Source organism: Azospirillum soli, assembly GCF_017876165.1.
Lineage (GTDB): Bacteria > Pseudomonadota > Alphaproteobacteria > Azospirillales > Azospirillaceae > Azospirillum > Azospirillum soli.
Window position 1 is genome coordinate 36,669 of the sequence record NZ_JAGINQ010000031.1, and the last position, 25,138, is coordinate 61,806.

The 25,138-nt window shown below is 67.1% G+C and carries 26 protein-coding genes; 6 read left to right on the forward strand and 20 right to left on the reverse strand.

The annotated features are described in order from the left end of the window. Positions 1–27: 27 nt before the first annotated feature. The 6 genes from J2852_RS28265 to tauA form a co-directional block, all read right to left on the reverse strand. Positions 28–936: a TauD/TfdA dioxygenase family protein gene (locus tag J2852_RS28265; protein ID WP_209882144.1), complete on the reverse strand. Its 909-nt coding sequence runs from the start codon at positions 934–936 to the stop codon at positions 28–30. A 46-nt stretch (positions 937–982) separates the two neighbouring features. Next, positions 983–1,999 (reverse strand): ABC transporter substrate-binding protein, encoded by a 1,017-nt coding sequence (locus tag J2852_RS28270; protein ID WP_209882146.1) that lies wholly within the window; start codon positions 1,997–1,999, stop codon positions 983–985. Positions 2,000–2,022: 23 nt separating this feature from the next. Continuing rightward, complete coding sequence (tauD, locus tag J2852_RS28275; protein ID WP_209882148.1) at positions 2,023–2,871, reverse strand: taurine dioxygenase; 849 nt, start codon at positions 2,869–2,871, stop codon at positions 2,023–2,025. 23 nt (positions 2,872–2,894) lie between these two features. Further along, positions 2,895–3,737 (reverse strand): taurine ABC transporter permease TauC, encoded by an 843-nt coding sequence (tauC, locus tag J2852_RS28280; protein ID WP_209882150.1) that lies wholly within the window; start codon positions 3,735–3,737, stop codon positions 2,895–2,897. A 4-nt stretch (positions 3,738–3,741) separates the two neighbouring features. Continuing rightward, positions 3,742–4,524, reverse strand: a complete 783-nt coding sequence (locus J2852_RS28285; protein WP_209882152.1) for a taurine ABC transporter ATP-binding protein — start codon at positions 4,522–4,524, stop codon at positions 3,742–3,744. A 142-nt stretch (positions 4,525–4,666) separates the two neighbouring features. Further along, entirely contained in the window at positions 4,667–5,683 is a 1,017-nt protein-coding gene (tauA, locus tag J2852_RS28290; protein ID WP_209882154.1) for a taurine ABC transporter substrate-binding protein, read from the reverse strand. A 266-nt stretch (positions 5,684–5,949) separates the two neighbouring features. On the opposite strand from tauA, the gene J2852_RS28295 reads away from it, so the two are divergent. From J2852_RS28295 to J2852_RS28310, 4 genes are read left to right on the forward strand one after another with little or no spacing between them, the layout of a single operon-like run. Then, positions 5,950–6,981, forward strand: a complete 1,032-nt coding sequence (locus tag J2852_RS28295) for an ABC transporter substrate-binding protein (protein WP_209882155.1) — start codon at positions 5,950–5,952, stop codon at positions 6,979–6,981. A gap of 1 nt (position 6,982) precedes the next feature. Beyond that, the gene (locus tag J2852_RS28300) at positions 6,983–7,966 is read left to right on the forward strand and encodes an ABC transporter permease (RefSeq protein WP_209882157.1); all 984 of its coding nucleotides are present in this window, start codon (positions 6,983–6,985) and stop codon (positions 7,964–7,966) included. After that, complete coding sequence (locus J2852_RS28305) at positions 7,960–8,748, forward strand: ABC transporter ATP-binding protein (protein ID WP_209882159.1); 789 nt, start codon at positions 7,960–7,962, stop codon at positions 8,746–8,748. The genes J2852_RS28300 and J2852_RS28305 overlap by 7 nt, the downstream gene beginning before the upstream one ends. Before the next feature lie 28 nt (positions 8,749–8,776). Beyond that, the gene (locus tag J2852_RS28310) at positions 8,777–9,088 is read left to right on the forward strand and encodes a hypothetical protein (RefSeq protein ID WP_209882161.1); all 312 of its coding nucleotides are present in this window, start codon (positions 8,777–8,779) and stop codon (positions 9,086–9,088) included. A gap of 310 nt (positions 9,089–9,398) precedes the next feature. Here the strand turns inward: J2852_RS28310 and J2852_RS28315 are convergent, their stop codons facing one another. The 11 genes from J2852_RS28315 to J2852_RS28365 form a co-directional block, all read right to left on the reverse strand. Beyond that, a complete protein-coding gene (locus tag J2852_RS28315; protein ID WP_209882163.1) occupies positions 9,399–10,193 on the reverse strand; it encodes an ABC transporter ATP-binding protein in 795 nt (264 codons plus the stop codon). Beyond that, complete coding sequence (locus tag J2852_RS28320) at positions 10,190–11,197, reverse strand: FecCD family ABC transporter permease (RefSeq protein ID WP_211112370.1); 1,008 nt, start codon at positions 11,195–11,197, stop codon at positions 10,190–10,192. The genes J2852_RS28315 and J2852_RS28320 overlap by 4 nt, the downstream gene beginning before the upstream one ends. A 1-nt stretch (position 11,198) precedes the next feature. Next, positions 11,199–12,185 carry an iron ABC transporter substrate-binding protein gene (locus J2852_RS28325; protein ID WP_209882165.1) on the reverse strand — a complete coding sequence of 329 codons (987 nt, stop codon included), beginning with the start codon at positions 12,183–12,185 and terminating at the stop codon, positions 11,199–11,201. Positions 12,186–12,935: 750 nt separating this feature from the next. Beyond that, positions 12,936–14,492: a methyl-accepting chemotaxis protein gene (locus J2852_RS28330; RefSeq protein WP_246500047.1), complete on the reverse strand. Its 1,557-nt coding sequence runs from the start codon at positions 14,490–14,492 to the stop codon at positions 12,936–12,938. A gap of 298 nt (positions 14,493–14,790) precedes the next feature. Then, on the reverse strand, positions 14,791–15,063 hold the full coding sequence (locus J2852_RS32450; protein ID WP_425514408.1) for a transposase: 273 nt from the start codon (positions 15,061–15,063) through the stop codon (positions 14,791–14,793). Positions 15,064–15,081: 18 nt separating this feature from the next. Beyond that, positions 15,082–16,044, reverse strand: coding sequence for a ribokinase (locus tag J2852_RS28340; RefSeq protein ID WP_211112371.1), 963 nt, complete (start codon positions 16,042–16,044; stop codon positions 15,082–15,084). Between the two features lie 14 nt (positions 16,045–16,058). Continuing rightward, on the reverse strand, positions 16,059–16,529 hold the full coding sequence (gene rpiB / locus J2852_RS28345; RefSeq protein WP_209882170.1) for a ribose 5-phosphate isomerase B: 471 nt from the start codon (positions 16,527–16,529) through the stop codon (positions 16,059–16,061). A gap of 23 nt (positions 16,530–16,552) precedes the next feature. Beyond that, positions 16,553–17,827 (reverse strand): TRAP transporter large permease, encoded by a 1,275-nt coding sequence (locus J2852_RS28350; RefSeq protein ID WP_209882172.1) that lies wholly within the window; start codon positions 17,825–17,827, stop codon positions 16,553–16,555. Positions 17,828–17,848: 21 nt separating this feature from the next. Next, the gene (locus J2852_RS28355) at positions 17,849–18,316 is read right to left on the reverse strand and encodes a TRAP transporter small permease (protein WP_209882174.1); all 468 of its coding nucleotides are present in this window, start codon (positions 18,314–18,316) and stop codon (positions 17,849–17,851) included. A gap of 72 nt (positions 18,317–18,388) precedes the next feature. Beyond that, positions 18,389–19,384 (reverse strand): TRAP transporter substrate-binding protein, encoded by a 996-nt coding sequence (locus J2852_RS28360; protein WP_209882176.1) that lies wholly within the window; start codon positions 19,382–19,384, stop codon positions 18,389–18,391. Then, complete coding sequence (locus tag J2852_RS28365) at positions 19,381–20,196, reverse strand: FadR/GntR family transcriptional regulator (RefSeq protein ID WP_209882178.1); 816 nt, start codon at positions 20,194–20,196, stop codon at positions 19,381–19,383. Before J2852_RS28365 ends, J2852_RS28360 begins: the two co-directional genes overlap by 4 nt. Before the next feature lie 545 nt (positions 20,197–20,741). Here J2852_RS28365 and J2852_RS28370 point away from each other — a divergent pair. Continuing rightward, entirely contained in the window at positions 20,742–21,104 is a 363-nt protein-coding gene (locus J2852_RS28370) for a hypothetical protein (RefSeq protein WP_209882180.1), read from the forward strand. Positions 21,105–21,207: 103 nt separating this feature from the next. On the opposite strand, the gene J2852_RS28375 is transcribed toward J2852_RS28370, so the two are convergent. Further along, the gene (locus J2852_RS28375) at positions 21,208–22,047 is read right to left on the reverse strand and encodes an isocitrate lyase/PEP mutase family protein (protein WP_209882182.1); all 840 of its coding nucleotides are present in this window, start codon (positions 22,045–22,047) and stop codon (positions 21,208–21,210) included. A 311-nt stretch (positions 22,048–22,358) separates the two neighbouring features. After that, positions 22,359–23,390, reverse strand: a complete 1,032-nt coding sequence (locus tag J2852_RS28380; protein WP_209882184.1) for a YeiH family protein — start codon at positions 23,388–23,390, stop codon at positions 22,359–22,361. A 124-nt stretch (positions 23,391–23,514) separates the two neighbouring features. On the opposite strand from J2852_RS28380, the gene J2852_RS28385 reads away from it, so the two are divergent. Beyond that, a complete protein-coding gene (locus J2852_RS28385) occupies positions 23,515–24,408 on the forward strand; it encodes a LysR family transcriptional regulator (protein ID WP_209882186.1) in 894 nt (297 codons plus the stop codon). A gap of 110 nt (positions 24,409–24,518) precedes the next feature. Here J2852_RS28385 and J2852_RS28390 read toward each other — a convergent pair whose 3' ends face one another. Then, a complete protein-coding gene (locus J2852_RS28390) occupies positions 24,519–24,986 on the reverse strand; it encodes a transposase (protein ID WP_209882188.1) in 468 nt (155 codons plus the stop codon). Positions 24,987–25,138: the final 152 nt, after the last annotated feature.

Below are 25,138 nucleotides of genomic sequence, written 5' to 3' on the forward strand. Positions count from 1 at the left end.
GACCCCGCACCGCCGCCGCAGGTCGCCTCAGGCCGCGAGGCTCGGTTTCTTGCCGAGAACGCGCGTCACGCTCCGGCGCCCGTCCACGCTGACGGCCGGTTCGCCGGCCACCGTAGTGCGGCGGACGACGCGCGGGCGATCGCCGTAGTCATCCACGGCGCGGTGGATGGTGGCCCGGTTGTCCCAGATCGCCACGTCACCCGGCGACCAGTGCCAGCGCACCGTGTTCTCCGGCCGGGTCGCATGGTCGTTGAAGATGCCGATCAACCGTTGGCTGTCCGACGTGGTGAAGCCTTTCAACCGTTGCAGGAAATGGCCGACGATCAGCGTGCGTTCGCCGGTGACCGGGTGCACCGCGACCAGCGGATGCTCCGTCTCGTAGACAGTGGAGGTGAAGACCTCCTTGAAGCGCTTCAGCCCGTCCTCCCGCACGGTGACGCGGTCGCCGGCATAGTCGTACTGGTTGGTGTGAATGGCCCAAATCTTGTCGGCGAAGTCGCGCAGCGCCTCCGGCAGTTCCTTATAGGCCGCGACCGTGTTGCCCCACAGCGTGTCCCCGCCCCTGTCCGGCAGCACATGCGGGCGCAGGATGCTGATACTGGGATAGGCGTCGACGAAGGTGATGTCCGCGTGCCAGGAGCTGGCGCGCTCCCCGCGCGAGCCGTCCACGTCGAAGATCGCCTGCGTCCCGCCCAGCGAAGGCACCGTCGGATGGCCGACCAAATCACCCCAAAGACGGCCGAAGGCCTCCTGCTGGGCGTCATCGATGTGGTGCTGGTCGCGGACGAAGATCACCTTGTGCTCGTACACCGCGTCCTGGATCGCCTTCAGCGTCGCCGGGTGCAGGTCGCCCGACAGTTGGACGCCGCGCACTTCGGCGCCGATGTTGCCGTTGATCGGCTTGATGTCCAGAGCGGAGGGGGTGGAAACGCTCATCGACCAATCTCCTGTTGGTGAGGAAGGGGGAGAATGAAAGCTTGGATTAGCTGCCGGACTCGCCGTGCAGGATCGGGAACACGTAGTCCTTCCAGGACTCCGGCTTGTTCTTCAGGGAGCCGACCCGATGCATGAAGTCGGCGATCACGCCGGTGTTGTGCGGGACCAGCGAGTAGCTGATGTCCGGGTTGTTCAGCAGCTTCACCACGTCCTCGTGGCTCAGCTTGCTGGATTCCTCGGCAAGGTAGATGCGCGCGGACTCGGCCTTGTCGCGCGCGATCAGGGCGAAGCCGTCGCGCAGCGCGTCCACCACGGCGGCGACGACCTTGGGGTTCTCCTCGTAGAATTTCGAAGTAGCGTAGGCCAGGACCAGCGTCGCCTCGCCGATCACGTCGCGCGAATTCAGGATATGGTGGACGTTTGGGGAGGCCAACTGGATCGTGCCGTAGGTCGGCGTGGTGATGTGCCCGGTGATCTCGGTCTTGCCGGACACCAGCGCGGCGGTGGCCTCCGGCGGGCTGAGCGTCACCGTCAGCGGCTCCAGGTCGTAATGATGACCCGGCCCGAACTCCTTCTCCGCCGCGATCTGCAACACGACGGAGTTGATGGAGATCTTCACCGCCGGAACTGCGATGCGGTCCTTCTCCGTCAGGTCGCGGATGCTGCGGACGTTCGGGTTGTTGCTGTTCACCCAATAGGCCGAGGAGTCGAGCCCGGCCAGCGCCTTGACGTTCAGCCCGCCGCGCGTTTTGTCCCAGATGGTCAGCAGCGGCGAGATGCCGGCGGCCACGATGTGGGCGTTGCCGCTGAGCAGCGCGTCGTTCAGCGCCACCCCGCCGCTCAGCACCTGCCAGCTGACCTTGACCTTCCCGGCCCCGCGCGCCTCGGCGTACTTCTCGATCAGCTGCTGGTTCTTGGCAATCATCAGCGGCAGATAGCCGAGGCCGTACTGGATGCCGATCTTCAGCTCCGGCACCTCGGCGCGCGAGGCGCCCGGCGCCAGCGCCGCCCCCAGAGCCACGGCGAGGCCGAGCCACGCCCCGCGAATCTTACCGAAAGCCATTCCTCGTCTCCTCGTCGCAGGGGTCAGTAGGGGCGGTCGCCGAGCACGGTGGCGCGGTGCATGACGCGCCGGTGCGGCAGGTAGTCGTTGACCGCGTAATGCTGGGTCGAGCGGTTGTCCCAGATCGCCAGATCGTCCGGCTTCCACTGCCAGCGCACGGTGAATTCCGGCCGGGCGATGTGGTCGAAGAGGAAGCCAAGAATGCTGGCGCTTTCCTTCTCCGTCAGGCCGAGGATGCGGGTGGTGAAGTTCTCGCTGACGAACAGAGCCTTGGCGCCGGACACCGGGTGGGTGCGGATCACCGGATGGGTCAGCGGCGGGTGTTTGTCGCGCGCTTCGCGCCAGCGTTCATGGATGGCCGGGCCGGTGTGCCGCCATTCCGGGAAGGCCTTGGTAAAGTCGTGCACCGCCCGCAACGGTTCCAGCAGCCGGCGGATGGGGGCGGACAGCGCCTCGTAAGCGGCGACGTTGCTCGCCCACACCGTGTCGCCGCCCTGCGGCGGGATGATCTTTCCGGACAGGGCGACGATGGCCGGCGGCGTCTCGATGAAGGTGACGTCGGTGTGCCAGACGTCGTTGTCCGTCGGGTTGTGCGACCCGGTGTCCAGCACCATGATCTCGGGCTGCTCCGGCACGTTCGGGTAGACCGGGTGGATGTGCAGGTCGCCGAAGCGGGCGGCGAAGTCGCGCTGCTGGCGGGGGTTGAGCGGCTGGTTCTCGAAGAACAGCACGTGGTGCGTAACCAGCGCCCGCTCCAGCGCCGCGAAGCTGTTCTCGGACAGCGGGCGGGTCAGGTCGATCCCCGTCACGCGGGCGCCGATGGACGGGCTGATGGGGGCGATGGTCAGGGTGGGAAGCGCAACATCTGGCATGTGAAATCCCCCTTTAGGAAGGTTTATTGGCGCCCCTGCCAGGGCACGAAAATCCGTTGAAAGAGCCGCACCAGCAGTTCCAGCGCGAAGGCCACGGCGGCGATGACGAGGATTCCCAGCACCACCACGTCGGTGACGAGGAACTGAGCGGCCGACTGGACCATGAAGCCGAGGCCGCGCGTTGCCGCCACCAGCTCCGCCGCGACCAGCGTGGACCAGCCGGCCCCAAGGCCGATGCGCACGCCGGTCAGAATGTCCGGCAGGGCGCTGGGCAGGACGACGAGGCCAACCACCTGAAACCGGGTGGCGCCCAGCGAGCGGGCGGCGTTCACCCGCTCCGCATCGACGGAGCGCACGCCGGCCGCCGTCGCGATGGCGATGGGCGCGAAGATGGCGAGGTAGATGAGCAGAACCTTCGAGCCCTCGCCGATGCCGAACCAGATGACGATCAGCGGCAGATAGGCCAGCGGCGGGATCGGTCGGTAGAACTCGATCACCGGTTCCAGCACGCCGCGCGCCAGCGGACTCAGGCCCAGCGCAAGGCCGGCGGGGACCGCCGTCAGGATGGCGAACAGGAGTGCGGCGAACACGCGCCCCAGGCTGGCGCCGAGATGCTCGGCCAGGGTGGAATCGACGAAGCCCTCCGTCCACACCCGCACCGCTTGGCCCGCGACCGCCTCGGGCGACGGCAGGAACAGCGGCGGCACAAGGCCGAAGTGCGATGCCGCCCACCAGCCTCCCAGCATCAGCGCCACGGTGAGAAGGGCGGCCCGCGCCGTTGGGGATAGCGGGCAGGAGCGGTGCGGCGCCTCCCTCCCGCCGTCGGGCGAAGCAAGGCCATAGAGAAGCGCTTCGATTTCGGACATGGCGTCACTCCCCGGCGGCGGCGAAGACGAGGTCGCGGACGCGTTCGCGCGCCGCGATGAAGGCGGGATCGGACTTCACGGCCCGCGCGGGCTCCCCGGACGCCACCCGCCGGCCGAAATCAAGGTCGAGCGTTGCGGTGATCCGGCCGGGGCGCGGCGACATGACCAGCAGCCGGGTCGCCAGGAACACCGCCTCCTCAATGCCATGGGTGATGAGGAAGATGCTTTTGCCGGTGCGCGCCCAGACCTCCAGGATCAGTTCCTGCATCTGTTCGCGCGTCATAGCGTCGAGCGCGCCCAGCGGCTCGTCCATCAGCAGCACCTCCGGGTCGGCGGTCAGCGCGCGGGCCAACCCGACGCGCTGGCGCATGCCGCCCGATAGCTGCCAGACGCGGTGCCCGGCAAAGCCCCCTAGCCCGACGAGGTCGAGCACGGCGCGCGCCCTCTCCTGCCGCTCCGCCTTGAGCATTCCCTTCAGCCGCAGCCCGAAGGCCACGTTGTCGAGGACACTGAGCCAGGGGAAAAGCGCGTCGTTCTGAAACACCACGCCGCGCTCCGCCCCTGGCCCGGTGACGAGGGCCGTGCCCAGGGCTACCCGTCCGGACGTGGGAGGCAGAAAGCCGGCCATCAGGTTCAGCAAGGTGGTCTTGCCGCAACCCGACGCCCCCAGCGCCACGACGAAGCCCCCCGGTTCCACCGCGACCGACACCCGGTCGAGCGCGGTGACCGTCCCCCCGGCGGGGGACGGAAAGCGCACGGTTGCATCGAGGACGCTCAGGGTGGGCATGGAGGATCTCCGGCGGGATGTTTGAAGCGCTGCGGTGGGCCCCCACCCAACCCTCCCCCATGCTGCGCACGGGGGAGGGCCTTTTCGTCTCCCTCCCCCGCCGTCAGGTGGGGGAGGGTCGGGGTGGGGGCCCGATGCGGATCTACTTCGCCGCTACACTGTCCTTGACGAAGCGCGGCTGGACGTAGGCGCCGTAGTCGGGCAGCACACGCTCGACCTTGCCCTGTTCCTTCAGGAAGGCGGCGGTCTCGGCGATGGCCTTGGCGGTGCCGCCGCCCAGCAGAGCGGGTGATGCCTGCTCGTCCGGCAGCGGGAAGTGGTTGCCGGTCAGAAGTTCCGGCACCTCCTCGGCCTTGGCGCCGGTCAGCTTGACGACCTTCTGGACGTTCTCGGCCTTGCCGGCCCAGGCGGCCGGGTTCTGGCGGTAGGTGGCATAGGCGTCGCTGGTGACGCGGACGAAGCCCTTCACCACGTCGGGATTGGCGGCGCTGAAGTCCTTGCGGGCGATCCAGGCGTCGAAGGTCGGGGCACCCCACTTTGCCACCTCGGACGAGGTGACCTGCACCTTGCCCGTCTCCTTCGCCTTGCCCAGCGCCGGGTCCCACACATAGGCCGCGTCGATGTCGCCGCGCGCCCAAGCGGCGGCGATCTCCGGCGGGCGCAGGTTCAGGATCTGCACCTGCTTGGGCGCGATCCCCCAATGCTTCAGCGCGGCCAGCAGGCTGTAGTGGGTGGTCGAGACGAAGGGCACCGCGACCTTCTTGCCGACAAGGTCCTTCGGTTCCTTGATGCCGGCGCCGTTGCGCACGACCAGGGCCTCGGCCTCGCCGATCTGGGCGGCGACCAGGATGGTTTCGATGGGCAGCTCACGGCTGGCGGCGGCGGCCAGCGGGCTCGACCCAACATAGCCGATCTGCACGTCGCCCGACGCGATGGCGGCGATCACGTCGGCGCCACTGTCGAACTTGCGCCAGTTGATCGTCCAGCCGGTGGTCTTCTCGTAGACGCCATCGGCCTGCGCGACCTTCGCGGGATCGACCGTGGTCTGGTAGCCGATGGTCACCGTGCGGTCGGCGGCAAGAGCCGTGGCGGAGGTGGCGGTCGCAAGGCCGAGCGCGGCCGTTGCGGCCACAAGCAGGTGCTTCATGGTCGCTGTCATCGGGGTCTCCCGAAAGGGGTCTGTCCAAACTGCGTGCCCCAATCACACCAAGCGTGATCCAGGCTGTCAACATCAATCTACCTAAAAAGTAGATTTATTGGAAAAAATAATACTAATTCATTTTGTTATACAGCCGCCCGAGGCCGCACAAAAGCCTACACCCGCAATTGACAATGCGCTGCAAGTGTGTGCTTTCATGAAGAAGACAGCAATTTCAACAACGCCCAGTCGCTAATAGGGCTCGGCACACACGAGGGAATTGGATCATGGTGGAGTTTCGACAGGGCAACCGTCCGGCGGCGGTGTCCCGGCGTGGTCTTCTGATCGGCGCGGCGGCGGTCGGCGCCGCCTTTCCTCTGACCGGTCTGGCGCCGCGTCTGGCGGTGGCCAACGCTCCGACGGTGACGAAGACGTTGAAGCTCGCCTGGAACACGGGCGCGGTCTGCGGCGCGCCGGTCGCGGTCGCGCAGCACAAGGGCTTCTTCGCCAAGCACGGCCTGAACGTGGAATTCGTGAACTTCGCCGGCACCACCGAAAGCCTTCTGGAGGCCATCGCCTCCGGCAAGGCGGACGTCGGTCACGGCATGGCGCTGCGCTGGCTGAAGCCGCTGGAGCAGGGCTTCGATGTGAAGATCGCGGCTGGCGTGCACGGCGGCTGCATGCGCCTGCTGGCGGCGAAGTCCGGCGGCATCACCGACCTGAAGGGGCTGAAGGGCAAGACCATCGCCGTCGCCGACCTGTCCAGCCCGGCCAAGCACTTCTTCTCGATCCTGTTCTCCAAGCAGGGAATCGACCCGAACAAGGATGTGGACTGGCGCGTGTTCCCCGGCGACCTGCTGGCCGTCGCCGTCGAAAAGGGCGAGGCACAGGCCGTCGCCCACTGGGACCCGGTCACCTACGCCTTCCTGAAGTCCGGCAATCTCGTGGAGATCGCCACCAACCTGACCGGCGAGTACGTCAACCGCACCTGCTGCGTCATCGGCGTGCGCGGCAGCCTGCTGCGCGAGGACAAGGCGGCGGCTGCCGCGCTGGTCAAGGCGGTGTTCGAGGCGCAGGACTACACCGTCCACCACCCGGAGGAAGCGGCCAAGGCCTACCAGCAGTACTCGCCCAAGACCAGCATTGAGGACTTGGTGGCGCAGCTCCGCAGCCAGACGCACCACCACCACCCTGTCAGCGCCAACCTGAAGAAGGAACTGGCCTCCTACGCCGACGAGCTGAAGGGCATCCAGGTCTTCAAGCCGAACTTCGACACCGCGAAGTTCGCCGACAAGATCTACGCGGACGTGGTGGCCTGAGATGGCGGCCATTGAAGGAGCAGCTGGCGAGGAGGCGGGGGCGCTGCCCAAGGAGGCCCCATCGCTACGGCCGGTAATCGGTGGATTGAGCGCTGCGGCGGCGTGGTTCGCCGTCGCGGCGCTGACCTCCGCTTGGCCGGACGCGGAGGAGTGGGAACGCACGGGCGAACTCGCCAGCCTGCTGGCCGTTGTGGGGGGCGGGCTCGCGCTCGCCTCCCTGCTGCGCCGGGCGCAGCGGGCGTGGCCCTGGATGCTGGCCCTGGCGCTGGGCGTGGCGGCCTGGGAGGTGGCGACCGCCAAGCTGAACCTGCTGCCGCGCCCCTTCTTTGCACCACCGCAGGGATTGCTGGAGGTCTATCTGGACGATTGGCCCCGCCTTGCCGAATGCGTGCTGCATTCGGCGTGGCTGCTGATCTCCGGCTACCTGCTGGGCTCGGCCGCCGGCTTCATCACCGGCGTGGCGGTCGGCTGGTCGCGGGCGGTCGGCTATTGGGTGAACCCGGTGCTGCGGCTGATCGGGCCGTTGCCGGCCACCGCGTGGCTGCCGCTGGCCTTCTTCGCCTTCCCAAGCAGCGCCAGTGCCAGCACCTTCCTGGTGGCTCTGGCCGCCTTCTTCCCGGTCACGATCCTCACGCTGTCGGGGGTGGCGGGCGTCAACAGCGCCTTCTACGACATCGCCCGCACGCTGGGCGCCAACAAGCGGTTCCTGGTGCTGAAGGTGGCGATCCCCGCGACCATGCCGCACGTCTTCGTCGGCCTGTTCATGGGCCTTGGCGGTTCCTTCGCGGTGCTGGTGGTGGCGGAGATGCTGGGCGTGAAGGCCGGGCTCGGCTGGTACATCCAGTGGGCGCAGGGCTGGGCCGCCTACGGCAACATGTACGCGGCACTTCTGGTGATGGCGCTGCTGTGCTCCGGTCTCGTCGCCTTGCTGTTCCGCATCCGCGATCACCTGCTCGCCTGGCAGAAAGGACTGCTGCGATGGTAGCGCTCGCCCACAAGGCGGATGATGAGGCCGGGCTCGGCCTTGCCGTCCGCAACGTCAGTCACGCCTTCGAACTGCACGGGCAGACCCTGCCCGTCCTCGACAACGTCAGCTTCTCCGTGGAGCCGGGGGAGTTCGTGGCGCTGCTCGGCCCCTCCGGCTGCGGCAAGTCCACGCTGCTGCGCCTCGTCGCCGGGCTAGAGCCGCCGTGCGGCGGAAGCCTGCTCGCCGACGGACGGCCCATCGACGGGCCGCACCCGTCGCGGGTCGTGGTCTTCCAGGACCCGACGCTCTACCCCTGGCGCACGGTGTGGGACAACGTGGCGCTGGGGCTGGAGGCGCAAGGGCTGCTGAAGCAGAACCGCGCGCGGGTGGACGAGGCGCTGGCCCTGGTCGGCCTGTCCGGCTTCGCCAAGGCCTACCCGCACCAGCTGTCCGGCGGCATGGCCCAGCGCGCGGCACTCGCCCGCGCACTGGTCAACGACCCGCGCCTGTTGGTGCTGGACGAACCGCTGGGCAAGCTGGACAGTTTGACCCGCATCGCCATGCAGGGCGAGATCGTGCGGCTGTGGCAGAGCGCCGGCTTCACCGCCCTGCTCGTCACGCACGACGTGGAGGAAGCCCTGCTGATGGCGACGCGCGTCATCGTGTTCAGCGAGCGTCCCGCGCGCATCACGGCCGAAATCCCCATTGACCGCCCCTACCCGCGCCACCGCGACGACCCCGTGCTGGTGGACCTGCGCCACAAGGTGCTGGACCTGCTGGGCATGGGATCGAGCTGGTGACGTCCCCGCCAAGTGTTCGGAGAGCCGCATGATCACCGCCATCGTCCGCTACCGCCTTCCCGCGTCCATCACGCGGGAAGACTGCTTCGCCCATTTCAAGAAGATCGCGCCGGGCTTCGGCGACGTGCCCGGCCTGATCCGCAAGCAGTTCATCTGGAGCGAGATCGGCACCGCCGGCGGCGTCTATCAATGGAGCAGCATCGAGGACGCCAAGCACTTCTACGAGGGGCCTTGGCTCGAAGGGATTCTCGCCCGTTACGGGACCTATCCGGAGATCGAGTATTTCCGGACCTTGGCGGTCACCGATAATCCTGGGGGGCAGGTGATCATCCCGGAATGACCCTGTGCCCGGAGTTGCCGAATCAACATCCAGCCCGTCCGCCCTTGCCGACGCCGACTAAAGCGAATTTGCATTCGCTTTAGATTCATATGGCCTCATGTGCCGGCCGGGCTTCGGACGCATAGGCGTCCGGGCCCGCCGTCGCGGTCCAGAGCGGATCGAAATCCGCTTTAGGCCCAAAAAGCCGGGCGCGACCGCAATCGCTTTCTGTCCCGATGTCGTGTCGGCGGGCTTCGCCGTGCTGAGCAGCCGGTGCAACTTCGAACTGGTGCAGAAGGCGGCGGCCGGCATGACGCTGTTCCGATGAGCCTTACGCCCCCCGGCGCAGAGTGCGCGGCAGGCAGACACGCATGCCGCCGTCGCCGACCGTCAGCACGTCCACCTCGGTCCCGTACACCTCCCGCATCATGGCGGCGGTAATGACCTCATCGGGCGAACCGAGGCGGGCGAGCCGGCCGTTGTGCAGCAGGGCGACGCGGTCGGCGATGGCGAAGGCCTGCTCGGGATGGTGGGTGGAAAACACCACCGCCAGGCCGTCCTCGTCGGCCAGCCGGCGCACCTGCTCCAGAACGCGCACCTGATTGCCGAAGTCGAGGCTGGCGGTCGGTTCGTCGAGCACCAGGACGCGCGGCGCCTGGGCCAGCGCCCGCGCAATCAGGGCCAGTTGCCGCTCGCCGCCGCTGATGCGCAGCCAGTCGCGCTCGGCCAGATGCGCGATGCCGAGGCGGTCCAGGGCTGCCGTTGCCGCCGCGTGGTCCAATTCGGCGGGGGCGGTGAAGGGCCCCCGGTGGGCGGTGCGGCCCATCAGCACCATCTCGCTCACGCTGAAGGAAAACTGCCCGGCGCCGGCCTGCGGAACATAGCCGAAGGCCAGCGCGCGGCGGCGCGGGGTCCAGCCACCGGCATCCTCGCCATCGACGCGGATGCGGCCTCCGCGCGGGGGCAGCAGGCCGAGAATCGTTTTGAACAGCGTTGTCTTGCCGCTGCCGTTGGGACCGAGCAGGCACAGCACCTCGCCCACCCCGACGGCAAAGCCGACACTGGCCCCGACAGTTCGCTCGCCGTAGCCGAAGGCCAGATCCTCGACGGCAAGCCGCGCGCTCATGACCAGCCTCGACGGCCGAAGGCCAGCAGCCAGAGAAACACCGGCGTGCCGATCACCGCCGTCAGCACCCCCAGCGGCAATTCGACCCGCCCAAGTCCGCGCGCCAGCGTGTCCACCGCCAGCAGGTAGGCCGCCCCCAGCACCACGGCGGTGGGCAGCAGGCGCACGAAGGCCGGCCCGACCATCAGCCGTGCAAGGTGCGGCACCAGCAGCCCGACCCAGCCGACGATGCCGGCCACCGACACGGCGGCGGCGGTCATCAGCGTCGCCGCCGCGATGACAACGGCACGGATGGCGCGCACCGAGACGCCGAGCGAGGTCGCCTCCTCGTCACCCAGCGTCATAACGTCCAGCCGCCAGCGCAGCAGCACCAAGGGCACCAGCGCCACCGCCACCGGCGGTGCCAACGCGGCGAGATCGGCGCGGTTGACTGCCGATAGGCTGCCCAGCAGCCAGAAGGTGATGGCTGGCAACTGGTTGTAGGGGTCCGCGAGGTACTTGAGCAGGGCCACCCCCGACCCCAGCAGGGAACCGATCACCACGCCCCCCAGCACAAGGACCAGCACCGGGTCCCGCCCGCGCACGGCGGCGGCGAGGCCGTAGACCGCCGCCACCGCCACGAGCCCCCCGGCGAAGGCCAGCCCCTGGATGGCGACCACCGGCAGCGAAGCGAAGATGCCCAGCACCGCGCCCAGCGCCGCACCCGATGAAACGCCGAGGATGTCCGGCGAGACCAGCGGGTTGCGGAACAGCCCCTGGTAGGCGGCACCCGACGCCGCGAGCCCGGCGCCGATCAGCATGGCGGCCAGCACGCGCGGCCCCCGGATGTCCCAGATCACCGTCTCCACCGCGCGCGGAACGCTCACTGAACCTCCCGTCGCCTTGGCCCACAGGAGCGACGCAAGCTCGCCTGGCGACACGGGGAAGGCGCCGACGTGAAACGCAACAAGCACAGCCGCCAGCAGCATGGCCACGATGGCCCCCAGCACCACGGCAAAGGGCATCTCACCCGGGCGGACGCGAACCGGCCAGGAGTTCGTCGATCTGCCGGTCGTCCGGTTCTCGGTGGTAGAAGAGGGCATAGAAGCGTCGCGTCTCCTCGCGCAGGTCTTCCGGGAAGAGGTCAGGGTACAACACTTTGCCGAGCCAGCGCAGACCAAGAAGTCGATTGGCGGAGGGCGGTGAACCGATCCAGGTGAAGGGCAGCCCCGGCGACAGGTAGACGCGCCGTTCGCGCACCGCCTTGACGCCCTGCCACAGCGGATCGGTCCACACGCTGTCGTAAAAGCCGCGGTCGATGGTGACGATGGCATTGGGTTGCCATGCGAGCACCTGCTCCATCGAGACATTGACGATGCCGCCGTTACCGAGCGCTTCGGCGGCGACGTTGCGCACCCCGGCAACGTCCAGAGCTTCGACGTTGATGGAGCCCCGAATGCCGGTCTGCAACCCGCGAGGCCCGCGCGCCATGTAGACCGTCAGCCGCCGGTCCGCAGGCACGCTCTCCATGCGCCGCCGCACCTCGGCCAGTGTCTCCTCGGCATAGCGGGCCAGCCGCTCTCCCTGCTCCGACACGCCAAGCAGCGTGCCCACCGACCGGAAGGTCTTGGCTGAATCCGCCAGATGCCCGTCGATCAGCACGGTCGGCACGCGCGTCTGCTCCTGAACGCGGTCGGCGAGCGACACAAAGGTCGGCGCCGTGCTGCCGACATCGAGGACGATGTCCGGCCGGGCGCCGACGACCGCTTCCAGATTGACGGTGTTGCCGCGCCCGGTCAGCCGCCCCAGTTCCGGCAGATCGGCGTACCGTTCCGGCAGGAACGAGCGCTCCGGCGGGCTGATGGCGCGGGTCCAGCCCAGCAGCTTGTCGGGCGCCAGCATATAGACGACGACCGAAGCGGGCGGACCGGCGGGAAACACCCGTTCGACGCGGGGCGGTACGGCAACACGGCGCCCGGACGAATCAACGAACCCGTCCTCTGCCGCTGCCATGGGCTGCGTGGCGAGCAACCCGAGAAAAAAGCCGAAACTTAACCGACACACAGAAAGCCGAGTTCGAACTGGTATGGCACAGCCGGGCACCATGATCGCTCCGGATGGTGGACATTTGTCGGCTCAAGACGATGAGCGGTCGTTGCCTTTTCGTCTATAGGCCAATGGCCCTGGGCAAGGCCGATGGGAGCGATGACCACGCAGGAGGCCACCCATTGTGGAGCTTTGACCGCTTCCGGCAGGAAGCGGCTTGGGCCATAGCCTTGGAGCGAACGTCGGCTTTCGGCTCGGTCAAGACGAAGTCGTTGCACCTCACCAAAAGCGCTGCACGCCGGAACCCTTTGCCTCGGCAGCGGCGATGAACCGTTCCTCGGCGTTTGCCGGAGCCGTGGCGTCCGCGACAGCCGCGACAGTGGCGAGGGCCGTCAGGACGGATCAGCTGGGTAGCAAGAAGATGGCGATGAATTCCTCTCCCGCGTTATCGTGTCACTACCATCAGGAACCTATTGCGCACAAAGCAATCATTCTGACGTCGCGCTCGCGCAGATCGCCCCGCAGCTGATTATGGAAGGTGGCCCAGACGCCGCCACGCTGCCAAGCTTGGAGGTAGCAGCACACGGCGAGACCAGCGGGGACTCACGCGGCAGCATGCCATCTCTCCAGACTACCGGCATCGAGCACTGGATGTTACGGGCTCCTGTGACAACGCTCCCTCAGCCATCTCCTGTCCAAGGCGGTTGGTGTGGGACATCAGGCCGCCCGGATGCTACCAAGGAAATTCTCCACATCACGATGCAGAGCTTCCGCTTGCTGTGACAGCTCTCTGGAGGCGCCCAAGACCTGCGTGGCTGCGGTGCCGGTCTGTGTGGCCGCTTGGTTCACCTGCACAACGTTCGTGCTCACCTCGTCGGTGCCCTTCGCCGCTTGCTGCACGTTGCGAGTGATCTCGCCCGTTGTAGCGTTCTGCTCCTCAATGGCGGCGGCAATGGCCGACGCGATCTCGTTGATCGTCGTAATCGTTTGGCCGATTCCCTCAATGGCGGTCACCGTGCCTTGGGTGGCCAATTGCACGGACATGATCTGCGTGGCAATCTCCTCAGTCGCCTTTCCGGTCTGATTGGCCAGCGCCTTCACCTCCGACGCCACGACGGCGAAGCCCTTACCTGCCTCACCAGCGCGTGCCGCCTCGATGGTGGCGTTCAGCGCCAACAGGTTGGTCTGCGAGGCGATGTCCTGGATCAGCTTGACCACCTCGCCGATCCGGCTCGCAGCATCGGCGAGGCTCCTCACCGAACTCGTCGTCTCCTGCGCTTGCCTTGCCGCTTTGACGGCAATTTCGTTGGAACTGGCGACCTGCCGGCTGATCTCATGGATGGAAGCAGCCATCTCCTCGGTAGCCGCAGCGACCGTCTGCACATTGGCCGAGGTCTGCTCGGCCGCGGCGGCCGAGGCGGTCGCCTGCCGGTTGGTCTGCTCGGCGATTTCGGCCATGCTCCGCGCAGTCGAATCGAGCTCAGTCGCCGCCGAGGCAACCGTGCGCAGGCTTCGCGACACCGTGCCTTCGAAGCCGCGGACCAGTTGCTCGACCGCCGCGCTGCGCCTCTCCCTAGCCTCGCGCTCGGCCGCCTGCTCAGCCTCAAGCCGCTGGCGAGCGATGCCGTTTTCTTTCAGCACCTGCACCGCCCTTGCCGTGTCGCCAATTTCGTCCTTGCGTTCGCAATCGGGCACGTCGGCACGGTAGTCCTGATTGGCAAGCCGGGTAACGATATCGCTCATACGAACCAACGGAGCGACGACACGACGGCTCAGAACACCGTACAGAATTGCCAGAAAGCTGAGTGCCGTCAGCCCAATGATGATTTTAGTCAACGTGTCCAGCAGACCTGCACGATCTCGTGCTTCCTCAACCACTTTCGTCGTCCGCTCCGCCAGCAACTCCTGGAAGCGGGAAAGCGGTGCCGCTATTTCTGCCTTGCCGCGGTCGTAGTCAGGCCCGAACATGAGTTCCTGGGCCTTTCTCAAATCTCCTGCGGCCACCGCTTTCATAGAGGCGTCTTCTACCGCGACCAGCGTGTCCGACTTTCGCTTGGCTTCCTCAATCAGATCGAGTTCACGTTGAGGAGCACCCAGTTCGGTAAGGCGCCGGACCACTCGGTCACGGGTTTTGACATCCTTCACCTCCCGCCAATAGTTGTCGTAGTGCCGTTTGTCGCCGAAAACCGTATATCGGCGGGCTTCGTTGGTCAGATGCTCAGACGCATTGGCGAGATCGAAGGCCAACTGCCTGTATTCCGCGCGCTCCAGCATAGCCCGCCGTTCCGCATCGGTAGCGTCATTCGCAAGCGCGAGACAGATACCAGACAGGACAGACAAAGTTACCGTAGCGGCGTAAGAAAATTTCACTATGGCAGCAATACGCATATCCACCTCGGCTGTTATCTGCTCACTTCCCCAAGAGCAGGCTTAATTGCCAATCCTATTCAGCCGCAGTTTCGGATTGCTTAACAGTATACAAAAGTGAATCAAAATCATCTTTCACAACTGAACCGCGCTATGCGTGTTGCGGCTCGCCCGCCATCTTTAAGTCAGAGTTTGTCTTGAAAGATTATTTCCGAGCGAGGCGGCGCATCAGACGGGTCGTGGCGATGCGAATGAAGGCAACGGAGGTGCGGAGATACTGCTCGTCACGACGTACGAGGCGGCGGCACCGCGTGAGCCATGACAGCGTTCGCTCGACCAGCCATTGCTTCGGGAGCGCGAGAAAGCCTTTGACCTGATCGGAGCGTTTGACAATCTCCAGCCGCCAATCGCCGGCATCACCCACCTTGGTGGCCGCGACATCCCCCCGGTAGCCACTGTCGGCCGTGTCGGCAAGGATGAGGGATTGCGGATGGAGTCAACTCGGAACGCGCCAATTGCCTGACAGTTCGCGGGCTGGCGGCAGGTTCGCTTGGGATGCGCGGATCCGATCGGCGGCCGGCATGCTGTCTTGAGCGCCACGGCCACAGCACGCCAAGGCCGCGGCCGTGACCGCCCAGCGCAGAGCCTGCGGCAGCGTTTCCCCTGCATCGAGCGCGGCGGCCAGCGCGCCCGTGAAGGTGTCGCCGGCGCCGGTCGTATCGACCACCGCAACCGGCAGCGCCTCGACCGCCCAGACCCGCTCCCGGTCGCAGGCCAGCACGCCCCGGCCGCCAAGGGTCATGACGCACACGACGCGCAACGCATCCGCAAGGCGGCGGCACAGCGTGGCGGCGTCCACCGATGCGGCCCCTTCATCCAGGCCAGACGCCAAGGTTGCCGCCTCAAGTTCGTTGACCACGAGGATGTCGACGGCTTCGCGGACCGCCGTGGCCAGGGCCGGTGTCGGGATGGGGGCCGGCGCGAGATTGAGCACCGTGCGCATGCCGGCGGCCTTCGCCCGCCGCAGCACCGCCCAGGTCTCCTCCGCCGGAACCTCCATCTGCGCCACCAGAAACCCGCCGGGCTTCAGCGCGTCGTCGGAGACGTCGGCGGAACGGGCTTCGAGGTTGGCGCCGCTGGCAACGGCGATGGCGTTCTCGCCGTCCGGGGCGACCATGATCGTGGCGCATCCCGTCGGTGCCCCGGCCGTACGGACGTCCTCGTCCGAAATGCCGTTGGCGGCGAGATTGGCCCGCAACGCCGCGCCGAAGCCGTCCGGCCCGACGCGGCCGAACAGACGCACCGTTCCCCCGGCGCGCGCCGCCGCGACGGCCTGATTGTTCCCCTTTCCGCCGGGCAAGGCCTGATAGGATGGGCACAGCACCGTCTCGCCGGGCCTCGGCAGCGCGGGCACGGCCATGACAAGGTCCATGTTCAGGGACCCGAAAACGACAATCATGCCGGCCCTCCCCTTTAAGCGCCCCCCGTGCCGCCCCCTGTGCGGGCCTTGTCCATATCGTGCAGCTTGGCGACGCGCCGCACATGGTCCTCGGTGGCGTTGAACTGCGCACCGAGGAAGGAATCGACCAGATCCGTGGCCAGCCAGGGGCCGACGATCTGGGCGCCGATGCACATGACGTTGACATCGTCATGCTCGACGCTCTGGTGGGCGGAATGCACGTCGTGGCACACCGCCGCCCGGATTCCCGCGACCTTGTTGGCGGCGATCGAGGCGCCGACGCCGGTGCCGCAGACCAGCAGGCCACGGTCGGCCCGCCCCTCCACGACGTGGCGGCAGACCTGCCCGGTGATGTCCGGGAAATCCACCGGCTTGTCGTCATGGCTGCCGACGTCGATGACATCGTGCCCCCTGGCCTTCAGGATTTCCAGAACCGTCGGCTTGAGCCTCCAGCCGGCATGGTCCGATCCGATGACGATGCGCATGAACAGGGCCTCCTTGAAATTGCTTATCGCAGCAGGCTGGGCAGCCACAGCGTGAGGTCCGCCCAGAGGGTGATGACGGCGAGCGTGGCGAGCAGCGGAACATAGAACGGCAGCAGCGCCTTCAGCAGCGCGCGCATGCTGATCTGGGCGATGTCGCTGATGAGGAACAGCGACAGCCCCATCGGCGGCGTCAGCAGGCCGATCATCAGGTTGAAGATCGTGACGATGCCCAGGTGCACCGGATCGACGCCGGCCGCCACCAGCGGCGGCGCGATGATCGGCACGATCAGCAGCGTGGCGGTGGTGCTGTCCAGGAACATGCCGGCGACGAAGAACAGCGCGTTGACAATCAGCAGAAGCACCAGCGGGTCCTTGGAGATGCCAAGCAGCAGCCGGGCGACATCCTGCGGGATCTGCTCGACCGCCAGGATCCAGCCGAACAGCGCAGCCACCGCGACGATGATCAGAATGGCGCTGGTGTTGCGCGCGGTGACGATGGCGGCGTCGATCAGGTGCGCGACGGTCATCTCGCGGTAGTACAGGAAGCCCACGGCGATGACGTAGAGCACGGTCACCGACGCCGCCTCGGTCGGGGTGAACAAACCGCTCAGCATGCCGGCGATCATCAGCACCGGGGCGAGCAGGGCCGGCAGCGCCGGCAGCAGGTCGCGCCAGACCTCGCGCGGTCGTGGCCAGCGCTCGGCGCGCGGGTAGCCCTTCCACAGCGCGACGACCGCCGCGGTGATCATCAGGAATGCGACGCACAGCAGCGCCGGGACGATGCCGGCCATGAGAAGCTGCACGATCGAGACGCTGGTGACCGAGCCATAGACGATCAGCGGAATGCTGGGCGGGAAGATCGGCCCGACGATGGCGGACGCCCCGGTCACCGCGCCGGAGAAGGCGGGGTCGAACCCCTTCCTTTTCATCGCCGCGATCTCGATGCGGCCAAGGCCGCCGACGTCGGCCAGCGCCGCGCCGGACATGCCGGAAAAGATCAGGCTGGAGAAGATGTTGACCTGCGCCAGTCCGCCGGGGATCCGGCCGACCAGCGTGTCGGCGAAGCGGAAGATGCGGTCGGTGATGCCCGAGAGGTTCATCAGGTTGCCGACGAAGATGAACAGCGGCACGGCCACCAGCGGAAAGCTGTCCAGCGCGTAGGTGATGCGCTGCGCCAGCAGACCGAAGGGAAGCTCCTCCCACAGCACGTAGGCGGCGGCCGGCAGCAGGATGGTGTAGACCACCGGAAACCCGGCGATGAACAGGACGAGGAAGCTCACCAACATGACAATGCCCATCGGCGCATTCTCCCCGCCCGGTCAGATGGAGATGTTGGTGTCGCGCTGCGGCGGGTGCCGCAGGTGCCAGAGGTGCACGAGCGCCGCCCCGGCAAACCCGACGAACGTCGCCGACAGGAAAACCCAGAAGGGGATCTTCAGCGTCGGCGTGGCGTTGCTCAGATACTGGAACGCCGTCCGGTAGGTGACGTAGGCCACGAACGCCGTGACGGCGATCGCCGCCACGGAAATGGCAAGATCGACGATGCGCTGCGCGGCCTTGGGCAGGGCCGCCTTGAGTTCGCCCATGACGATGTTCTCGCCGGTCGCGACCACCAGCGGGAAGCCGGTGAAGACAAGGCAGATGAGCAGGAAGCGCGTCAGCTCCTCCGAGCCGATGAACGGCACGCCCAGCGTGCGCATGACGATCTGCAGCGACGGGACGAGCACCAGCCCGAACAGCAGGAGCACGGTCAGCGCCGTCAGGAACTTCTTGAGGATGGCGGTCATGGTGGCGTCACCAACGTCCTAAGGCCCCGCTCTGGGCCGGCGGGCTCTTTGGGGGAGCCCGCCGGGCCCGGATCACTTCACGGCTTCGATCTGCTGGATGTACGGGCCCCAGGTCGGGAAGTCCTTGGAGACCTGGGCCATCACCGCCGTCTTGAAGCTGGCGAGATCGAGCCCGCTGTCCGTGGTCACGAAGGTGACGCCCTTGCCCTTCAGTTCGCCGACCAGATTGTTCTCCGCCTCGGTCGCCCACTGCAGCGACTCTTCCGCCTTCTGGCTCAGCGCCTGCTTCATGGCCTTGCGGTCGGCCTCGGGCAGGCCCTGCCAAACGCTCTCGTTGATGAAGACGGCGAGCACCGAGTGCATGTGGCCGGTCAGCGAGATGTGCGACTGCACCTCGTACAGCTTGTTGGCGTTGATCATGGTCAGCGGGTTCTCCTGCCCGACCACCATGCCGGTCATCAGCGCGGTGGGCAGCTCCGCCACCTCGACCGGCGTCGGGATGGCGCCGAAGCCCTTGACCATCGACACCCACAGTTCCAGCGGCACGGCGCGGAACGGCTTGTTCGCCAGATCGGCCGGGCTCTTGACGGGGAACTTGCTGGAGATGTGCCGGGCCCCGCGGTAGATCCGCCCGATGATGCGCACGCCGCCGTCCTTAACCAGCCGCTCGTTGATGGCGGCGACGGCCGGGGTGTCCGGGTCCGTGGCGTGCAGCGCGTGCGTAGCGTCGCGGTAGATGAACGGCGCGTTGAAGACGGCGACCTCCGGGACGATGCGGGCCAGCGATGCGAAATCGTGGTGCCCCATGGAGATCGATCCCATGCGGATGCCGTCCACCATCTCCGCCACGCCGCCCAGCTGACTGGCCGGGTAGACCTTGATCTTCACCCGGCCCTGCGTCGCCTGCTCGACGGCCTTCGCCGCTTCCTCGGCGTACCGGGTCTGGATGTCGCCCTCGGCCCCGACATGCGCGTAGCGCAGGTCCTTCGCCGCGACGCTGCCGCATGTGACCAGCATCGCCGCGACGATGCCGGCGGCGAGCGGAGACAGCCTGGTAAGCATGGTCATCGCGTTTCCTCCTCATTGTTTATTGTGGCGGGGTTTGTTGCGGCAGGATTTGTTGCGGTGGGGGCGCTGCCGGTCGCGGACTCCCGGTAGGCGGCGATGATGCTCTGCCGCCGGAATTCGTCACCGATGGCGAAATGCTCGCGCAGCTTCCGTTCCGCCTGATCGGCATCGCGGTTGAGGAGCGACAGGAACACCTCGCGATGCGCATCGGCGAGGTATTCCCGGATGCCGGCCACGGGGGTGGTCGTCACGCGTCGCTGCACGTGCGAGCGCAGCAGCAGCGTGGAGATGGCGTCATACATGGTGGTCAGCACACCGCTGTGACCGGCGCGCACGATGGCCCAGTGGAACTGGAAATCCGCCTCGCCGCCCTGGGCGGGGTCGTGCAGCGTGGCCATGATCGCGTCCAAGGTGGCTTGAACCTGCGCCAGATCGCGCGCGGTCGCACGCTCGCAGGCCAAACGGATCGCCTGACACTCGATGGCGATCCGGGCCTGCATGACGTCTTCGAGAATGTCAGGCTGCTGGGCGAGACAGAAGGTGAAGAAGTCCCGCAGCACCCGGAGGTCGGCATGGCGGACGACGGTGCCCCGGCCGTGCTGGATGTCAAGGAAGCCGAGCATTGCCAAGGACCGCAGCGACTCGCGCAGCAGCGGCCGGCTGACATCCAGCGTCGCGGCAAGCTCGCGCTCGCCGAGAAGCCGGTCGCCGGGCTTCAGTTCTCCATTCAGCAGCTTGTCGCGGAAGAAGGCAAAGAGCTTGTCGGAGACCTTGACGTCATCCCCGTTCTCCGTGCGCGTGACGACGACCATGACGCATCTGACCTTGCCGTGGTCAGACCAGTTCACCTTGAACCGTTCGCTAGGTCAACCAATTTTCGAGCACAAAACGGAGTAGCAACAATGGGGGGCTCAATCCGGGCCAATGCCCCTACGCTGCCCAAGAGGCGCAGGCGCCAAGCCCATAAGCCGGATGACACAGCCGGATGACACAGCGGGGCGAGATTTGATTTTCGCGAGAATCGCGCGGGCTCACCCCGTGGCCGGCGCCCGCGTCGTGGCCCTCGGCCCTGTCAGTAAAACCGCGACGCACATGAGCGAGCTCCGTGTGATGGTAAGCCCCCCAGCCGAGACAGAGATGCGCGTCCCCTTCCACCACATCGGTAACGGTCGCTCCGGACCCACACCGAACACTCGCCCCCGGAGGAGATGGCCCGTCCGGGATCCTCAGCCCATGATCCTCGCCCTACCGTCGTGACCCGTGGGCGTTTTGGACGAAAGTGCTGTGGCATGCGCCGATAGGAGGTTTTTAATGCCTGATCGCCGACGTTCTGGTCCGCGCAGATCAGGAGAGCCCAGTGAGCACCGAGGATAACCAGCATCTCAGCATCCGTTTGTCCATCACCCGGCATGGAGTGTCCGGCTGGCGATGGACGATGCTGTTGACCTCGGAGGAGGACGCCGTGGCTGCGGCGGCCGAATTCCGCTCCGGTGAGGACGGCCGCGGCACTTGGATGCGCATGCTCGGTGACGCGGACTGGATGATGGTGACACCGCCAGAACGACGCACCTATCCAGCCGACGAGGAAGAGGCGCGGGCCGAGATCGCTCAGGTCTGCGTCGGAGCCGCTGCCGAGCTCGTGAGGCGTGGGGATCCCTCTCAAAGCACGGTTCCACGCCACTGTGATTTGGCGGCGATGGTTCCGGCGGGCACCTGCTGAAATTGGCCCCATCCGCCGCCGGGACGAGATCATGCTGGAGAGCCACCGGGCGCCTCACGGCATACATTGAGCCGAAGCCGGCCAGTCGCCCGTGACCCGTCGATCAGGGCGTGCGCCGGCCGTGCGTGCGGAAGAACCCGTTGAGTGCATCGAACGGCTCGGCCTCGCCAAGGGCGTCGAAGCGCCCCTGATCGGCCAGCATCCGCGCCGCCCGGAGGAAGCCGCCCCACGCGGCGCGGTTCAGCCCGCTGCCCAAGCTGATGCGTCGCACGCCGAGCGCGGCGATCTGTTCCACCGACAGGCCGATCGGTGAGGAGACCAGTAGGTTGAGCGGTTTCGGGCTCACGGCCTCGACCGCCGCCTTGATGACGTCCGGGGTCCGCAGGCCCGGCGCGTAGAGGACGTCGGCTCCCGCTGCGGCGTAGGCCGGCAGCCGGCGCAACGCCTCGTCGACCGCCGCCGGATGGTTCACCAGCAAGGCCTCACAACGGGCGGTCAGAAGCACGCCGGTCCCCCGCAGCGCCTCCGCTGCGGCCGCCACGCGCTCGACGGCATGGTCGAAGTCGTACAGTGGCTTCGACGAGTCACCCGTGGCGTCCTCAACGGACAGACTGGCCACGCCGGTGTCGGCGCAGAGCCGCACGTTGCGGGCCAGCCCCTCGCAATCATGGGCATAGCCGGATTCGAAATCGGCGTTCACCGGCAGGTTGGTTGCCTGGACGATGTCGGCGATATGGGCCAGCATGGCCTCGCATGGCACGGCCCAATCGGCATCTGGAAGCCCCCGCGAGAAGGCATATCCCGCCGAGGTGGTGGCCAGTGCGCAGAATCCAAGCTGTTTCAGCATCAGAGCGCTTCCGACATCCCACGGGTTGGGAATGACGAAGCAGCCGTCTTTGTGGAGGTCGGCAAAGGCAGCGCGGGCTTGGCGGTGGTCGGACATCACAGTCTCCCTCTGGGCCGGCGGCACAGTTTTGGTGGGTTGACCGCCAGAAGGTATGCCTCCATTCCGGCGTCGTCCAATAAAGAGGCTCCAGCTCTGCCGAGTCCCTATTGCTACATCCCTTTCGGCGGCTCCCGACCCGCTCCAGACCCTCAGCAAGAATCTGCGGATCTGCAATCGGAGCGGCGGCCAGCACGACAAAGCTCTCTGTAGACGGCTGCCCATTCCCAACCAGGACGACTGCTACGTCCTTAATGATAGGTCGCCCTGCTGTTGCGGATCGTTGACAGATCAATAACGAGTCCGACCCATCACCCAATGCCGGACAGGCGGATAAGACCAAGGCTAGCGGCGGCGAGCGCTATCAGGGACAGCAACGCCGCGACGGTGACGCGCCCTCCCGAGCGCCCCATCATGCGCAGATCGACCTCCAGCCCCAGCGCCGCCATCGATAGAAGCGTGAGGAGGCTTGCCACCGACGCGAGGAACGCGGTCAGTGCTTCCGGCATCACATCGAGCGACCGCAGCGCTCCCAGCCCGAAAAAGCCCAGGATGAACCAGGGCACCATCTCGCATACCCGCAGGCGGCCTCTCCTGTTGCCGCGCTCGGCGACGGACAAGGCGAACACGACGGGGCCGAGCATCAGGACACGGACCAGCTTGACCAGCGTTCCGACCTGAGCGCTGAGCGCGCCGACCGGAACCGTGGCGGCCAGCACCTGCGGCACAGCATAGACGGTGAGGCCAGCCAGCATCCCATACTGAGTCTGAGAAAGGCCGAGCGGCTCGACCAGCAACGGCAGCCCGAGCACGACTGGAACCCCCAGCGCGGCGGTAAAGGCGATCGACAGCGCGACCTCTTCGCCGTCGGCCCGGACGGCCGGCGCTGCGGCGACGATGGCCGAGTTGCCGCAGATCGAGTTACCGCAGGCGACCAGCAGCGCCAAGCGATGCGACAGCCCGACCGTCCGGCCGATCGCGTAGCTCGCGACGAGCGCCGCCACCACAACACCGGCGATACCGGGAACCAGAAAAGGCCCGGCGTCCAGAATCGCGCCAAACCCAAAGGACGCCCCCAGCAGCGCGATCGCAACCTCGAGAAGCGGCTTGGCCGCAAAGCGCACCCCCGGCCGCAAGGAGGGCGGCGGCGTCCAAACGGTCCGGACGACAGCCCCCAGCAGGATCGCCAGAACCAGAGCCTCCAGCCAAGCCCGTCCGAACCATGCCACCTCCACAGCCTGCAGCGCCGCCGCGCTCGCCGCGACGGCCGCGCAGGCCGTCAGCCCGGGCATCACGTCGGCCACCTTGCTCAGGGCCGTTGTCTTTTCTGGAATGTCCGCCATCGTTCATCGCTCCGCATTCGGGGGGCGGGCCGATTCTGGAGGCTCGATACCGTTCTCTCAAACGCATTGTCTTGTCCGTTCCGTTCGATAAAATCGAACAAAGAGCAGCAGCGCGGAGGAGCCATTGACGTTGGAGCAACTGCGGATCTTCGTGGCGGTCGCCGAGCGCGAGCATATCCGCCGCGCCGCCGAGGCGTTGCACCTGACCCAGTCGGCCGTCAGCGCCGCGATCCGCGCCATCGAGGAGCGGCACGACGTCGCCTTGTTCCATCGTGTCGGCCGGCGCATTGAACTCACGGAGGCGGGCCGGCTCTTCCACGGGGAAGCGGCGGCGGTGCTGGCCCGCGCTCGGGCGGCGGAGCGGCTGCTCGACGACCTCGGCGCGCTTGTCCGCGGCACCCTGCCGGTCGCGGCGAGCCAGACGGTGTCCAACTATTGGCTGCCGCAACGGCTGGTGCGGTTTCGCGCCGACCATCCGGGGATCGCGACGGTGCTCCACGTTGGCAACACGGCCGAGGTTGTCGGCCGGGTGCTGGACGGCAGCGTGGATCTCGGCATCGTCGAGGGCGAGGTCGACGCACCGGCCCTGGCGGGCCGGACGGTTGCGCATGACCGGATGGTGATCGTCGTAGCGCCCGGGCACCCCTGGACCCAGGTACCTCCCGTAAATGCGGCGGTGTTGGCCGAGGCCGATTGGGTGCTGCGCGAGCCCGGCTCCGGCACGCGGTCGGTGTTCGAAGCCGCCCTGCTCCGGCATGGGATCGAGATCCCCGCCGCGCGCGTGGTGCTGGAGTTGCCGTCGAACGAGGCCGTTTGCTCCGCCGTGGCGGCCGGCGGCGGCGTCACGGCCATTTCGGAGCATGTGGTCGAGGCGCTGGTGGCGTCGGGTCGCCTGGCCGTCGTCGCCTTTGCGCTTCCGCCACGCCGCTTCGTCGTGCATTGGCATAAGGAACGCCAGCTCGGGGCGGCGGCTTACGCTTTCCTGCAGATGATTGGATGTGCACGAAATCCCCAATAATCCCAATCTCGGCCCCGGGGCGCGCGGGGACAACAACCCACCGCTGGTGCGGATGACCTGACAGCGACGGCGACGATGACCGAGGACGACGCGCCGCTGCTAATGCTCCTTCAGAGCTGAAATGAAGGGTAGAGGCTGCGCAGCTTGATGCGCGCGTCGTCAGTGGTGAACTGCCGGTTGAGGTGGGTGCCGGCGGCGGTGCGGGCATTCTCCCAGTATCGGACGTGGCGCTCCAGGGTGGCCTTGCGGGCGATGCGGCGGGCCCGGCATTGCTTGGCCAAGGCGCTCAGTTCGATCCCCGCCATGTTCAGCCAGGAGCCGTGCTTGGGCGTGTGGTGTACCTCCAAGCGGTCAGCGAGGCGCTTGGCTTCCGCGGGCGGGAACGCCTCGTACAGGCTGGCCGGCGAAGGCGTGTTGATCTGGTCCATCACCAGCACGACCGTCTCGGCGCTACGGTAGCGCCCGTCCAGCAGATCGCGCACGACGTGCGCCCAGGCGCGCCACGTGGCGCCAACCGGCCAGCGGCTCGCAGGCGAGGAACAGGCTGGCGACGCCGTGGCGGACGTAGACGTGGTCATAGCGTTCCACCGCGCCCGGCGTAACCGGCAACGGCTGGCGGGTCGCGCCGATGAGTTGCTTGAAGGGCCAGCCCGACCTCCAGTGCCTCGACGATGCGGGCATCGCTCCACGCCGCCCCGCCCGCGGCTTCGTCCGCCTTCACCAGGATCTG